Origin of the sequence: Inquilinus sp. (genome assembly GCF_039594555.1) — a bacterium.
Classification (GTDB): Bacteria; Pseudomonadota; Alphaproteobacteria; order DSM-16000; family Inquilinaceae; genus Inquilinus.
In genome coordinates, this window is the sequence record NZ_JBCNNF010000184.1 from 1 (window position 1) to 13,180 (window position 13,180).

Sequence of the window (13,180 nt, forward strand, 5' to 3'; positions counted from 1 at the left end):
CTGGCTATTCACGGAACCGACGCTGTACGGCGTGTCGAAGCGCCTGTCCTACGAGGCGCGGCCCGATGGCCGGGTCTATCTCAACCTCGTCCTGAAAGGCGCCACGGACTAGCCTTCGTCCGGTGCCGTTCGCTGCTGCCATCTTTCGAGGTTCGGCGGAGTCATGAGAAAAACGGCGCACGAAGGCGAGATTTTGTAGGATTGTCCCGCCTTGCCGGGCGGCGTCATGCTGACCTCATGAGACAGTGTTTCGTCGCCGGGAGCGCCGATACGAAGCCGCAGGCCGGACCGCCGCGCGATCGGGGACGCATGACTCCACGACATCGACCCCGCGATTTCGGAGACGGCCGTCACGGCCACGCGGCGCGGCGATCGGGCATTTGAGCATCAAGGCTCCGGCGCAGACCGGGGCCGGGACCGGATCGGCCAACGATCCGCGAGACAGGCAGGCAAAGACGGGGAGACGGAACCGATGACGATCGAATTCTCGCGCCGGACAGCCTTGAAGGGGGCGGTGGCCGGCGCGGCCGCGCTGGCCAGCCTGCGCGCTGCGCCGGGCTGGGCGGAGGGCCCGGGCGGCACCCTGAATGTCGGCCTGACCTACGACATCGACACGCTGAACGTCTATTCGACCGGTTATCTCGGCGATGTCCAGGCCGCCGTGGTCGAGGGACTGCTGGCGCCGAACGGCCAGGCGGAATACGTGCCGGTGCTGGCGACGGAGATGCCGACGCTGCAGAACGGCGGCATCGTCCTGACCGACGGCGGCAAGAAGATGACCGTCACCTACAAGCTGCGGCCCGGCGTCAAATGGCATGACGGCCAGCCCTTCACCTCAGCCGATGTGAAGTTCACCTGGGAGGCGGTGAAAAACGAGAAGTTCATCGCCGAGTCCAAGGACGGCACCGAGGACATAGAGGCGATCGAGACGCCGGACGAGCTGACTGCGATCTGCCACTACAACACGGTGGCCCCCGACTTCGCGTCGACGCTGTTCACCTTCGGCATCCTTCCCAAGCACGCGCTGGAGGGGAAGGACCTGAACACCGACCCGTACAACGAGAAGCCGCTGGGCACCGGCCCGTTCATGGTGAAGGAGTTCAAGCGCGGCCAGTATGTGCTGACCGAGCGCAACCCGAACTACTGGCGCAAGGACGACAAGGGCGGGGCCCTGCCCTATCTCGACCAGATCGTCTTCAAGATCATTCCCGATTCCAACACGCTGATGACCCAGCTGAAGTCGGGCGAGCTCGGTCTCGTGGTCCAGGTGCCCTACAACCAGGCCAAGCAGCTGGAGGGCGTCGCCGGGCTGGAGACGGTCAAGGGGCCGCTCCTGTCCTGGCAGCATCTCGACTTCAACTTCAAGGGCCCGAAATCGCTGCAGGACCTGACGGTGCGCAAGGCCATCGCCCACGCCATGAACCGGCAGACGCTGGTGCGGGCCCAGGGCGGCTTTCCCGAGCCGATCAAGTCGCCGGTCGTGCCGGTGTTCAAGGACCTCTACGACCCGAACACGCCCGAATACGCCTTCGACGTCGCCCAGGCCAACAAGCTGCTGGACGATGCCGGCTACACCAGGGGCGGCGACGGCATCCGCGCCAAGGACGGCGAGACGCTGTCCTACCGCATCGTGGTGCAGGCGGGCCGCGCCGACGACGAGCTGGCCGAGCAGGTGATCATCGCCCAGCTCAAGGCCATCGGCATCGAAGCCAAGCCGGACAACAAGACCGGCGTCGCCTATCGCGAGGCGCGCTACAAAGGCGACTACGACTTGATCTATGGCCGCTGGATCACCTCGGCCGACCCGGTCTACAGCGTCTTCTACGGCACCAAGGGCGCCAACAACGGCCAGGGCTATTCGAATCCGAAGCTGGACGAGGCCATGGCCAGGCTGGAGAACACGCTCGACCCGGCCGAGCGCAAGACCTATGCCGCCGAGATGCAGAAGATCCTGGCCGAGGATTTGCCGACGATCGCACTGACCACCAATGTCGCCGTCATCGCCAAGACGACGAAGCTGAAGGACTTCGTGCCCAATCCGACCAACATGACCAACTTCGTCGACACCAGCCGCTGGCATCTGGAAGGGTGACCGGCCTGTCCTCGACCCTGCCGCCCTGGAGCTGTCTCCCGGGGCGGCACCGCATAGGCGCTGAGATCGCCAGCAACGGCGGGACCGGCTCCCCCTCACCCTCCCGTCGCCTTCGGCGTCGGGCCCCTCCCTCTCCCCGAGGAGAGGGACATTTCACCTCTCCTTGGGGAGAGGTCGAAATCGCATCGGCGATTTCGGGTGAGGGGGTGGCTCCGCACTATCCGGCTCTCCTATCGCCGATAGGACACCGGCCTGGGGCCGATCCGGCATGGACGCCGGGCACGTCCTTCGCCGGCTGCTTGGCGCGGTCCCGCTGCTGCTCGGCATCTCGCTGCTCCTGTTCGCGGTCATCCACCTGGCGCCGGGCGGGCCGCTGGACGTCTATGCCGACAACCCGTCGGTCAGCCCGGCGGCGCTGGAGCAGATCCGCAAGGCCTACGGGCTGGACCAGCCGGTGCCGGTGCAATACGTGCTGTGGCTGAAATCGATGGTCCTGGGCGACTGGGGCTACTCCATCCGCACCGGCCGCCCGGTGCTGCAGGAGGTGACGGAGCGCATCGGCCCGACGCTGGAGCTGGGCGGCTTGGCCATGCTGGTCTCGCTCGCCGTCGCCCTGCCGCTGGGCACCGTCAGCGCCGCCCGGCGGCATACGCTGCTGGACCATGTCCTGACCTTCCTGTCCTTCGCCGGCATCTCGCTGCCGGTGTTCTGGCTGGCGCTGCTGCTGCAGCTGCTGTTCAGCATCGCGCTGGGATGGCTGCCCTCCGCCGGGTACCAGACGATCGGCGGCGGCTCCTTCGGCGACCGGCTGGCGCATATCGCCATGCCCGCCGCGGTGCTGTCCCTCGCCACCATCGCGAGCTGGAGCCGCTACATCCGCTCCGGCATGGTCGACGTGCTGAACCAGGACTATATCCGCACCGCCTATGCCAAGGGGCTGCGCGAGCCGGGGGTGATCCTGCACCATGCCCTGCGCAACGCGCTGATCCCGGCGGTGACGATCATCGCCCTCGACCTCGCCTCGATCATCTCCGGCGCGGTGATCACCGAGACCGTCTTCGCCTGGCCGGGCATCGGCCGGCTGTTCATCGAGAGCATGGACGGCCGCGACTATCCGGTGCTGATGGGGCTGATGATGCTGGGCTCGCTCGCCATCGTGCTGGCCAACATCGCGGCGGACCTGGCCTATGCGACGCTCGACCCGAGGATCCGCTATGATTGAGGCGGTGGACCAGGCGGCGACGGCCACGGCCGAGCCCGGCCATCGCGGCTACTGGGCCCAGGCGGTCCGGCGGTTCCTGCGCCACCGTCCGGCCGTAGGCGGCCTCGTTTTCCTGCTGCTGCTGGCCGGCGCGGTGATCGTCGCCCCGACGATCCTGCCCTATGCCTATGACGACCAGGATTTCGAGCTGATCGGCGCGCCGGGCGAGATGACCGCCGCGCATTGGCTGGGCACCGACGAGCTCGGCCGGGACGCGCTGACCCGCCTGGCCTATGGCGGCCGGGTCTCGCTCGCCGTCGGCCTCGCCTCCGCGATCATCGCCACCGGCCTCGGCACCCTGGTCGGCGCGCTGGCCGGCTTCTACCGCGGCATCGTCGACAGCCTGCTGATGCGCTTCACCGACGTGATGCTGTCGATCCCGCCCCTGCCCCTGGTGCTGCTGCTGTCCGGCCTGCTGCGCCCGACGGTGCCGCTGCTGGTCGCCATCATCGGCGCCTTGATCTGGATGGGCACGGGCCGGCTGGTGCGCAGCCAGTTCCTGGCGCTGCGCGAGCGGGAGTTCGTCGAGGCCGCGCGCGCCCTCGGGGCGCGGGGGCCGCGGCTGATGCTGCGCCACATCCTGCCCAACGCGATCGGGCCGATCACGGTGTCGGCTACGCTGGCGGTCGGCAGCTCGATCATGCTGGAGAGCGCGCTGTCCTTCCTCGGCTTCGGCGTGCAGCCGCCGGTGCCGACCTGGGGCAACCTCCTGAACACGGCCAGCCCTTGGCTCAGCACGGCGCCGTGGCTGGCGATCCCGCCCGGCCTGTGCATCTTCTGCACCGTGCTGGCGGTCAACTTCGTCGGCGACGGGCTGCGCGATGCGATGGAGCCGCGGGGCTAGGCTGCGGCCGGCGGCCGGGTCAGGTCGAGGTCGCTGCGGATGCAGGCGACGGCATGACCGGCCCCGGCCTCGCGCAGCGCCGGCGGCGCCTCGGCGCAGGCCGGCAGCGCATAGGGGCAGCGGGTCCGGAACACGCAGCCCGACGGCGGATCGAGCGGGCTGGGCAGGTCGCCCCTCAGCACCATTCGGGTGCGGCGGGCCCGCGGCCTGGGGATCGGCGCGGCGTCCAGCAGGGCGCGGGTGTAGGGATGGCGCGGGTTGCGGTACAGCTCGGCGGCCATCGCCGTCTCCATCACCCGGCCGAGATACAGCACCACCACCCGGTCGCAGAGATATTCGATCACCGACAGGTCGTGGCCGATGAACAGCAGCGCCAGCCCCATCTCCTGCTGCAGGTCCTGCAGCAGGTTGATGATCTGCGCCTGGATCGAGACGTCGAGCGCCGAGACCGGCTCGTCCGCCACGATGAAGGCCGGGTTCACCGCCAGGGCGCGGGCGATGCCGACGCGCTGGCGCTGGCCGCCAGAGAATTCATGCGGGTAGCGGCCGGCCGCCGATGCCGGCAGCCCGACCTTGTCCAGCAGGCCGCGGATCCGCGCCGGCCGGTCGCCGCGGCCGCCGATGCCGTGCAGGTAGAGGGCCTCGCCGAGCGTGTCGCCCACCGTCATCCGCGGGTTCAGGCTGGCATAGGGGTCCTGGAAGATGATCTGCATCCGGCTGCGCAGCGCCGCCATCCCGGCGGCGGGCAGGCCAAGGATCTCCTTCCCCTCGAAGCGCACGGAGCCGCCGGTCGGCTCGATCAGCCGCAGCACGGCGCGGCCGAGCGTGGTCTTGCCCGAGCCGGATTCCCCGACCAGACCGACCACCTCGCGCGGCCGGATGTCGAGCGACACGCCGTCCACCGCCCGCACCGTGCCGCCAGTGCGGAACAGACCCTTGCCGACCGGGAAATGGACCTTGAGGTCGGTGACGGAGAGCAGAGGCGTGGCGGTCACAGCTCCCTCCAGCGCAGGCAGCGCGAGGCGTGGCTGGCCGCCACCGCCTCGACCGGCGGCACGGCTGTGCTGCAGGCCGGTGCCGCCAAGCCGCAGCGTGGCGCGAAGGCGCAGCCCGGCGGGAGATGGCGCGGATCGGCCACCTGGCCGGGGATCGCTTTCAGCCGGTCGCGCCCGGCGCTGGCACGAATGGCGTGGTCGACCGCTGGCAGGCTGGCCAGCAGCCCGCGGGTGTAGGGATGGCTGGGCGCATCGAACAGCCCGTCGACATCGGCGCTTTCGACCACCCGTCCGGCATACATCACCTCGACCCGGTCGGCGATCTCGGCGACGACGCCGAGATTGTGGGTGATGAACAGGATGCCCATGCCGATCTCGCGCTGCAGCCGCCGCATCAGGTCCAGGATCTGGGCCTGGACCGTGACGTCGAGTGCGGTGGTCGGCTCGTCGGCGATCAGCAGCGCCGGGTCGCAGGCCAGCGCCATGGCGATCATCACCCGCTGGCGCATGCCGCCGGACAGCTGGTGCGGATAGGTGTCGGCCCGGCGCCGCGCATCCGGGATCTCGACCAGCGACAGCATCTCGACCGCCCGGCTCCAGGCCGCCTTGGCGCCCAGCCCGCGATGCAGCCGCACGGCCTCCGCGATCTGGCGGCCGACGCTATGCACCGGGTTCAGGCTGGTCATCGGCTCCTGGAAGATCATCGAGATCTCGTTGCCGCGGATGTCGCTCATCGCCGCCTGGTCGAGCTGCGCCAGGTCGCGCACCCGCCCGTCGCGGCCGCGGAACCGGATCTCGCCGGCGGCGATGCGGCCGGCCGGCGACCGGACCAGGCGCATCACCGACAGGCTGGTCACCGACTTGCCCGATCCGCTCTCGCCCACCAGAGCGACGGTCTGGCCGGCCTCGACCCGCAGGTCGACGCCGTTGACCGCGCGCACCGGCCCGGCCTCGGTGCGGAACTCCGTCACCAGGCCACGGACATCGAGCAATGGCGCGCCGTCCGCTCCCGTCATCCGGCGATCTGCCCCGCCCGCCGCATCTCGTCCTCCGCCCAGGCCACGGGCACATGGCCGTGGCTGAGCAGCGTATCGTGGAAGGCCTGCACCCCGCCACGCCAGCGCGACCGCAGGTCCTTGATCGCCTCGACGCCCAGCCAGTACATCAGCCGCGTCCCTGGGAAGATCGAGTTGCGCGTCACCTCGCCATCGACCCGGGCGGCGGCGAAGCCGGCCTCGTCGCGGTAGAAGCGCCTGGCCTGCTCCAGCGTCCATTCGCCGGTGTGCAGCCGGATGTCGACCAGCACGCTGGCGGCGTTGCGGCGCTCGAACTGCTTCAGCAGCAGCACCTCGCCCGGGGTGTAGAAGCCCGGCGCCTCCAGCAGCAGGTCCTCGGCGTAGCAGGCCCAGCCCTCGACCATGGTGCCGGCCGACAGGAAGGCGATGCCGGCGGCGCAGTCGGTGCCGCCCAGCCGGGCCAGCCGGGACGCCGCCCGGCGCGCCCGGGCGTTCTGGGTGTGGTGGCCGATGGAGCCGTGGTGGACGGCGTGGACCGCCTTCACCAGGGCATCGTTCTGGCCGCGGAGGTAGGCGGCCGGGTCACCGCCCGGCGGGGTCACCCAGTAGACGCTGCCGTCGCCGGGGCGGCCCGCCGGCGGCGAGCGGTAGAACAGGAAGTAGAGATCCCGCGCGACGGTCCGGAACGCCGGGGCCAATGGGCGGTAGGACAGCCCGTACTCCGTCGCCGGGGTGAGCAGCCCCTCCGCCGCCCGCACCGCGGCGTCGTGCCAATGGCGATAGCGGTCCGGCACCTCCTCCGGCGCCGCCGGATGGATGGTGGACAAGGCCTCCACCTGCTGCTGCCAGGACCGCGCGGGATCGATCCGCGTCGCCATCTCCTCCAGCTCGCCGCCCATGCGGTCGAAGGCGTCCTGCGCCCGCCGTGCCGCTTCGGCCGGGGACAGCGCCAGGCCATGCGCCTCGCGCATCAGCAGCGCCAGATAGGCCTCGCCGCAGGCCGGGTCGCGGTCCGGCTGGCCGGCCAGCGCGGCGGAGAAGTCGTCGAGCGCCCGGGCGGCAGCCTCGGCCGGCGCGGTCCAGGCTTCGGACCAGCCGGGATGCAGGCGGATCTCGCCGCGCAGGAACCCCGCCACGGCCGCCGCCTCGCGCCGCGCCCGGTCGACCCAGCCGCGCGGCGTCGCGGCGCCGGACAACCGGGCGCGCCCGTCGGCCAGGAAGTCGGGCAGCGCCGCCAGCCGGGCCGCCACTGCCGCAGCGCGGGTCGGCTGCGACTGCGGCAGCAGCAGGCCGATGATCGCGAAGGCCGCCTCGCCGGTGTACCAGGCGGGATTGGCGAAACGCGGTCTTTGGTCGAGGCGGGCGCCGGCCAAGGCGACCTCCGACCGCATCAGCCGCAGATCCAGCCGGTCGCCCGCGGATGACGGTTCGGGCTGCGCCGCCAGCCGCTCCCGCAGCGCATCCAGCCCGGCCCGCTCGGCGGCCTCGGTGCCGGCGGCGGCGGGCGGCAGCCGGTCGTCATGGCCGTCGATGCCCATGAAGGTCGCGTCCACCGGCCGGAAGGCCAGATGGTGCGCCAGGAAGGCGTCGACCAGGTCCGGATCCAGGGCCGCGCCGCCGGTCACCGTCCCTGCCCCGGCAGGTCGACCCAGCGCCGCTCGAAATGCGCCCGGATCACCGCGTCCACGATCTCCTGGCTCTTGGCGCCGTCGAAGAAGGTGCATTCCTGCGGCCGGCTCTCGAGGATCTCGTCGACGAAGTGCCGGACGAGGTTGCGGTAGTACAGCTCGGGCCAGGGCGTGCCGAGCGTAGTTCCCGGCGGCAGGCTGTCTGCCGGCAGGTCGATCTTGCGGAACTCGACCGCGTCGGCGGTGGCGAAATGCAGCGTCTCGGCGATGCCGTATTCCGAGATCAGCCGCGCCACCGCGGCGCCCTTCGAGCCATAGACCCGGATTTCGACGCCCGGATAGTTGCCGACCGCGATGTAGCTGGACTGCAGCAGCCCCTGGGCGCCGCCGGCATATTCGATCACCGCCGCCGCGCCGTCCTCGACCGGGATGCGCTGCCGCCCCGGCTCGCCGCGCACCACCCGCTCGGGCACGAAGTTGCGCATGGTGGAGGCGACCGACGCGAACTCGCCCCCCAGCCAGCGCATCAGGTCGACCAGATGCGAGCCGTAGCCGATGATCGAGGCCGGGATCAGCTGGTCGCGCGGCGCGCCGGGCACGATCTGGCGCAGCGGAACGTCGGGATCGAGCCACTGACTGTTCTGCTCGAAGCCATGGATGTGGAAGATCTCGCCCAGCGTCCCGTCGGCGATCCACTGCTTCACCTGCCGGATGGCCGGCGAGTAGCGGAAGGTGAAGCCCAGCTTGGTGCGCACGCCCTTCTCGTCCGCCGCCCGGGCCGCGGCGAAGGCCGGCTCCGCTTCGGTCGCCAGCGGCTTCTCGGACAGCACGTGCTTGCCGGCGGCGATGGCGTCCAGGCTCAGCGGCAGATGGGTGTGGGTGGGGGTGCAGACATCGACCATCTGCACCTCCGGGTCGGCCAGCATGGCCCGGTGGTCGCTGTAGATGCGGCGGGCGCCGAACCGCTCGGCCATGGCTTTGGCACGGTCCGGCTCGATGTCGCAGATCGCGACCAGATCCACCCGCTCATGCGCGGCATAGCCCGGCAGGTGCGCCTTCTCGGCCCAGCTGTGCGCCCCGATCACCCCGACCCCGAGCTTCGTCGTCATGGCAGCGCCTTTCCGATCTGGTTCACATAGGCCTCCAGCTCGTCATAGTTGTGGAAGCCGAGCTCGCGGCGCCCCTCCTCGATCTCGTAGATCATGGCGCACAGCTTCTCGTTCAGCCGGACGTCGGCGCCGGCGCGGCGGCCGTAATCGATCAGCTTGCCGTTGGAGGAGCGCACCTCAGACGGCCGGTTCCGGTAGACGATGTCCCACCAGATGCCGGAGCCCTCCTTCTTGAACTGATGCGCCTGCTCGTTCTGGTCCTTTTTCAGCAGCCAGATTGCGTGGTTGATGTTGTCGAGCAGCCGGCGCGTGTCGGCCGGCGTCTGCGGCCGGTAGTTGGCGGGGTCGAAGAAGTCGAAGGCCTCGACCGTGATCCCATTCGCCTCGGCGATCTCCAGCGCCTCGCGCACCACCGCGCCGGCGATCCGGGCGTAGCGCTCGACCCCCAGCGTCTGGTGAATGCGGGCGTCCACCAGGGCCGAGAACACGACCTGGGCGGAATAGACCTCCTTGGCCCAGATCTGGCCCCAGATGTTGTCGGAGAGCTGCACCTCGGTCAACGCCGAGAGCTGCTGGGCCAGTGCCTCCAGCCGCCTGGTGCGGCGCCCGTCCATCTCGCCGAGCTGGATCGGCCCCTCATGGACGAACTCGATATAGCCGGGGTCGACCAGCGCGCCGCCATAGTTCGGGATCGAGCCGATCACCATGGCCTTGCCGTCGAAGCCGTTGGCGTCGAGCAGCGCCGTGATGTCCGGCTCGTTGAAGCCATTCTGGTAGGACACGATGGCGCTGTCGGGCCGCAGCAGCGGCAGCAGCTGCCGCACCGCGTCCACCGCGTGCTGCGACTTGGTGGCGACCAGCACCGTCTGCAGCGGCCGGGTCAGCTGGTCCGGCGTCGCCGCCCGGACCGGGATTGTCATCTCGCCGCGGACGCCGTCGATGAACAGGCCGCGGGCGTTCAGCGCGTCGACATGCTCGCGCCAGCGGTCGACCAGCAGGACATCGTGCCCGGCCCGGGTCATCCAGGCCCCGGCCAACCCGCCGATCGCGCCGGCGCCGATGATGGTGATGGTCATGCTGTCGCCTTCGGCTGTCACGGGGTGGCGGACGGGAACATCTCCAGGCTCTCGGGGCTGTGCACCCGGCCATAGAGATAGGCCAGGAAGCCGGGGCGCTGGGCGGCGGGGACCCGCTCCCGCACGCGCCGCACGCTTTCGTTGCCGGCCCAGTAGGAGGCGATGAACGGGCCGCGGAAGGGATGCGCCGCCATGCGCAGCCGGCCCTGGATCCAGGCCTCCTGCCCGAAGGCGGTGCGGCGCAGATAGTCGGCGACGCGGTCGGCCGCCCAGCCATCCACCATCAGGTGCCAGGCGGCGCTGGTCTGGGTGGCGCTGCGCAGCCGGCGCAGCTCGAGATGGATCTCGTCATCCTCGTCCTCGATCCAGTCGATCAGCTGCACCGCCTGATCGCCGATCCCCTCCTGCACGCAGCCGGTGACGGTGTTGGCGGTGCACAGCAGCGCCTCCGCCTCGGACCGGCCGGCCGCGACCTCCGCCCTTGTGTAGAGCAGCTGGGTGACGTGTCCCGGATGGACCTCGTGGCAGACCAGGTGCTTCAGCGCCGACCGGGTGAAGCGCTGGTCGACATTCAGGTCCATCTGGCCCTGGTTGAAGTTGCAGCGCGCGGTGAAGGGCATGTCGCGCACCGGGTTGAGGACCATCTCGTAGCCGCCGGTGTCGATGATCCGCGCATCGGTCCGCGCCCTGGCCTCGGCCAGCAGCTCGGAGAAGGTCACCTCGAGCCGGGAGGGGTCGACGAAGCGCCCCTCCTCCCATGCCTTGATGCGCTCGCCGAGGTCGCCGCGCACGGCGCCCTGGCGGCGCAGGAGCGCGTCCAGCCGGCCGCGGATGTCCTCGATCACCGCCGGGTCGACCGGACCGGTCGGGGCGCCGACCAGGTCGCGGACCTTCTCCTCGAAGGACGGGCTGGCCCCGGTGAACAGCCGGACGGCGACCTTGAGGGAGGTCAGCATGCCCCGCAGGAACACGGCGCGCGGCCCTTCGGGGATCTGGTCGACCGAAGCTTCGAGGGCGGCGACGTCCTCGTTCACCTCCTCCCAGCTCGCATAGCGGCGGGCGGGGACCAGATCGCTGCCCATGTAGATCGGCACCAGCCCCTCGCCGTCGAGCAGGCTGGTCCCCCGTGGGCGGGACCGCTCGAAGGCGTCGATGCCCATGGTCACCGCTGTCAGGGTGGCGCCGAATGCGGCGGGATCGATGGCCCCGCCGGCGGCGGTCCGGCTGTCATTCGCAGCGGCTGGGGCCGACTGGTCATGCCGCAGCGAGAATTCCAGCACATTGCCGGCGGGATCGCACAGCACGAGATGATTCCGGCTGACCACGGGCCGGTCCGGCAGCGTGTCGCCGGCCCGCGACAGCGCGGCGGCCAGGGTCTCCCATCGGCTCCGGTCCAGGCTGACGCCGAAGCTCCAGGAGGGGCTAGCCCCGCTCCGCGGCGCCCGGCGGCCATCGACGTCGAGGCGAGCCGAGATCCGGTGGCCGAAGAACTCGAATTCCACCGCCCCGTCGCTCTCGCTCCGGATCGGGCATTCCAGAACATCGCCATAGAACCGCTTGGCGAGGTCCAGATCGTCGACGGCGAAGGAGAGATGGAACGGATGTGTGGCCATCGGATGCAATCGGCTCCGCGAGGCTAGCCGCTGTGGTGCGAGCGTTTTCCTGGCTTCGAGCGTAGACGGTTGGCCCCTGTCCACAAGCCGCTTTAAGATTGCGAAAACATGATCTCAGGGAATGGATGTGCCGACCCGACGCCGTCTGCTGCCCTCGCTGAACGCCATCCGCACCTTCGAGGCCGTGGCCCGCCACCAGAGCTTCACCCGGGCGGCCACCGAGCTGAACGTGACCCAGAGCGCGGCCAGCCGGCTGGTCCGCAGCCTGGAGACTTTCCTCGACCTGCCGCTCTTCGTCCGCATCAGCCGCCGCATCGAGCTGACCGACCAGGGCCGCTTCTATGCCGATCTGGTGCGGGACGCCCTCGACCGCATCGAGGCCGGCACGATGGAGCTGATCTCCACCCGCGACGGCGGCGGCACGCTGTCGATCGGCATGCTGCCGACCTTCGGTACCCGCTGGTTGATCCCGCGCCTCTCCGCGTTCCAGGCGCTGCACCCCGACATCGTGCTGAACCTCGTCAGCAATGACGGGCCGCTCGACTTCGCGGCCCAGAAGATCGACGTGGCCGTGCGGTTCGGCCATGGCGGCTGGCCGGATGCCATCGCCGAGCCGCTGATGTCGGAGGAGGTGGTCGTGGTGTGCAGCCCCGCGATCATGGCGGGACGCCATCCGCTCTCCGGCTTCGACGCGCTCGAGCATCACCAGCTGATCCGCCACGCGACCCGGCCGGATGCCTGGAACCACTGGTTCCGCTCGATCGATGTCGTGCCGGCGGCGCTGCATTGGGGCCCGACGCTGGAGCATTTCTACATGGTGATCCAGGCGGCGATCGCAGGGCTCGGCGTGGCGCTTCTGCCGCGCCTCCTGATCGAGGATGAGATCCAGCGCGGCGCCCTTCTTGTCCCATATGACGTGCGCGTTACAGGACCTGGGGCCTACTACGTCGTCAGCCCGAAGGCGAAAGCCGAGCTTGCGCGTGTCCGTGCGTTTCGCCGCTGGATCATCGAAACCTCGAAGACGGCATGAACACGTCTGTGCCCCAAGCAGGATCGGCGCAGGCGAGGTGGATGGCAAGAACCCGGGCACTCTGTGCCCGCCGCTTCGATTTTGACCGAGGGACGCCGCACCGGCCATTGCGCCCGCTTCTCTTGGTCGAAACAAGCGCTCGCGCTGCGCGCAGGTGAGGTCCGACCCGGAGCGTGGTGGGGAAAGCCCCGGGTCGGACCGGATGACGCTTCGAGCATGACATCCGCAAACATATAGCACCGGCTGCAAAGGCGCGGTCGATCCCCGATTTTGAGGGGATCTGCAGCGGCTGTGGATGATCGACATCTCTGGCCACCACGAGGGCGGCGGCCACACCCGCCCCTATTCGACCGCCCAGGAGAGGAGAAGGTCGAGGTAGATCGTGGGCTGGGGGCCACAAAGCAAAGAAGCCCCCGTCTTGCGACGGGGGCTTTGGGGTATCGATGGTTGCGGGGACAGGATTTGAACCTGTGACCTTCAGGTTATGAGCCTGACGAGCTACCGGGCTGCTCCACC

10 protein-coding genes are annotated in these 13,180 nt (G+C 69.9%); 4 read left to right on the forward strand and 6 right to left on the reverse strand.

Annotated elements, in window-relative coordinates:
• Positions 1-472: 472 nt before the first annotated feature.
• The 3 genes from ABDW35_RS19700 to ABDW35_RS19710 all read left to right on the forward strand — a co-directional run bounded on the left by ABDW35_RS19700 (position 473) and on the right by ABDW35_RS19710 (position 4,197).
• Positions 473-2,092: a peptide ABC transporter substrate-binding protein gene (locus ABDW35_RS19700; RefSeq protein ID WP_343715581.1), complete on the forward strand. Its 1,620-nt coding sequence runs from the start codon at positions 473-475 to the stop codon at positions 2,090-2,092.
• Positions 2,093-2,360: 268 nt separating this feature from the next.
• A complete protein-coding gene (locus ABDW35_RS19705) occupies positions 2,361-3,314 on the forward strand; it encodes an ABC transporter permease (RefSeq protein WP_343715582.1) in 954 nt (317 codons plus the stop codon).
• Positions 3,307-4,197: an ABC transporter permease gene (locus ABDW35_RS19710; RefSeq protein ID WP_343715583.1), complete on the forward strand. Its 891-nt coding sequence runs from the start codon at positions 3,307-3,309 to the stop codon at positions 4,195-4,197. Before ABDW35_RS19705 ends, ABDW35_RS19710 begins: the two co-directional genes overlap by 8 nt.
• Here the strand turns inward: ABDW35_RS19710 and ABDW35_RS19715 are convergent.
• Genes ABDW35_RS19715 through ABDW35_RS19740 form a run of 6 tightly spaced genes read right to left on the reverse strand, consistent with a single transcriptional unit; the run spans position 4,194 to position 11,634 of the window.
• On the reverse strand, positions 4,194-5,192 hold the full coding sequence (locus ABDW35_RS19715) for an oligopeptide/dipeptide ABC transporter ATP-binding protein (protein ID WP_343715584.1): 999 nt from the start codon (positions 5,190-5,192) through the stop codon (positions 4,194-4,196). The genes ABDW35_RS19710 and ABDW35_RS19715 overlap by 4 nt on opposite strands.
• A complete protein-coding gene (locus tag ABDW35_RS19720; protein ID WP_343715585.1) occupies positions 5,189-6,208 on the reverse strand; it encodes an ABC transporter ATP-binding protein in 1,020 nt (339 codons plus the stop codon). Before ABDW35_RS19720 ends, ABDW35_RS19715 begins: the two co-directional genes overlap by 4 nt.
• Complete coding sequence (locus ABDW35_RS19725) at positions 6,205-7,833, reverse strand: DUF885 family protein (RefSeq protein WP_343715586.1); 1,629 nt, start codon at positions 7,831-7,833, stop codon at positions 6,205-6,207. Before ABDW35_RS19725 ends, ABDW35_RS19720 begins: the two co-directional genes overlap by 4 nt.
• Positions 7,830-8,945, reverse strand: a complete 1,116-nt coding sequence (locus ABDW35_RS19730) for a Gfo/Idh/MocA family oxidoreductase (protein ID WP_343715587.1) — start codon at positions 8,943-8,945, stop codon at positions 7,830-7,832. Before ABDW35_RS19730 ends, ABDW35_RS19725 begins: the two co-directional genes overlap by 4 nt.
• Entirely contained in the window at positions 8,942-10,021 is a 1,080-nt protein-coding gene (locus tag ABDW35_RS19735) for a 2-dehydropantoate 2-reductase N-terminal domain-containing protein (RefSeq protein ID WP_343715588.1), read from the reverse strand. Before ABDW35_RS19735 ends, ABDW35_RS19730 begins: the two co-directional genes overlap by 4 nt.
• A gap of 17 nt (positions 10,022-10,038) precedes the next feature.
• Positions 10,039-11,634, reverse strand: coding sequence for a hypothetical protein (locus ABDW35_RS19740; RefSeq protein WP_343715589.1), 1,596 nt, complete (start codon positions 11,632-11,634; stop codon positions 10,039-10,041).
• A gap of 121 nt (positions 11,635-11,755) precedes the next feature.
• On the opposite strand from ABDW35_RS19740, the gene gcvA reads away from it, so the two are divergent.
• Entirely contained in the window at positions 11,756-12,664 is a 909-nt protein-coding gene (gcvA, locus tag ABDW35_RS19745) for a transcriptional regulator GcvA (protein WP_343715590.1), read from the forward strand.
• Positions 12,665-13,180: the final 516 nt, after the last annotated feature.

Bases quoted from the DNA above. Each gene is read 5' to 3' on its own strand.
- ABDW35_RS19700 (WP_343715581.1), top strand. From the start codon at position 473: ATGACGATCGAATTCTCGCGCCGGACAGCCTTGAAGGGGGCGGTGGCC.
- ABDW35_RS19705 (WP_343715582.1), top strand. From the start codon at position 2,361: ATGGACGCCGGGCACGTCCTTCGCCGGCTGCTTGGCGCGGTCCCGCTG.
- ABDW35_RS19710 (WP_343715583.1), top strand. From the start codon at position 3,307: ATGATTGAGGCGGTGGACCAGGCGGCGACGGCCACGGCCGAGCCCGGC.
- ABDW35_RS19720 (WP_343715585.1), bottom strand. From the start codon at position 6,208: ATGACGGGAGCGGACGGCGCGCCATTGCTCGATGTCCGTGGCCTGGTG.
- ABDW35_RS19730 (WP_343715587.1), bottom strand. From the start codon at position 8,945: ATGACGACGAAGCTCGGGGTCGGGGTGATCGGGGCGCACAGCTGGGCC.
- ABDW35_RS19735 (WP_343715588.1), bottom strand. From the start codon at position 10,021: ATGACCATCACCATCATCGGCGCCGGCGCGATCGGCGGGTTGGCCGGG.
- ABDW35_RS19740 (WP_343715589.1), bottom strand. From the start codon at position 11,634: ATGGCCACACATCCGTTCCATCTCTCCTTCGCCGTCGACGATCTGGAC.
- gcvA (WP_343715590.1), top strand. From the start codon at position 11,756: ATGGATGTGCCGACCCGACGCCGTCTGCTGCCCTCGCTGAACGCCATC.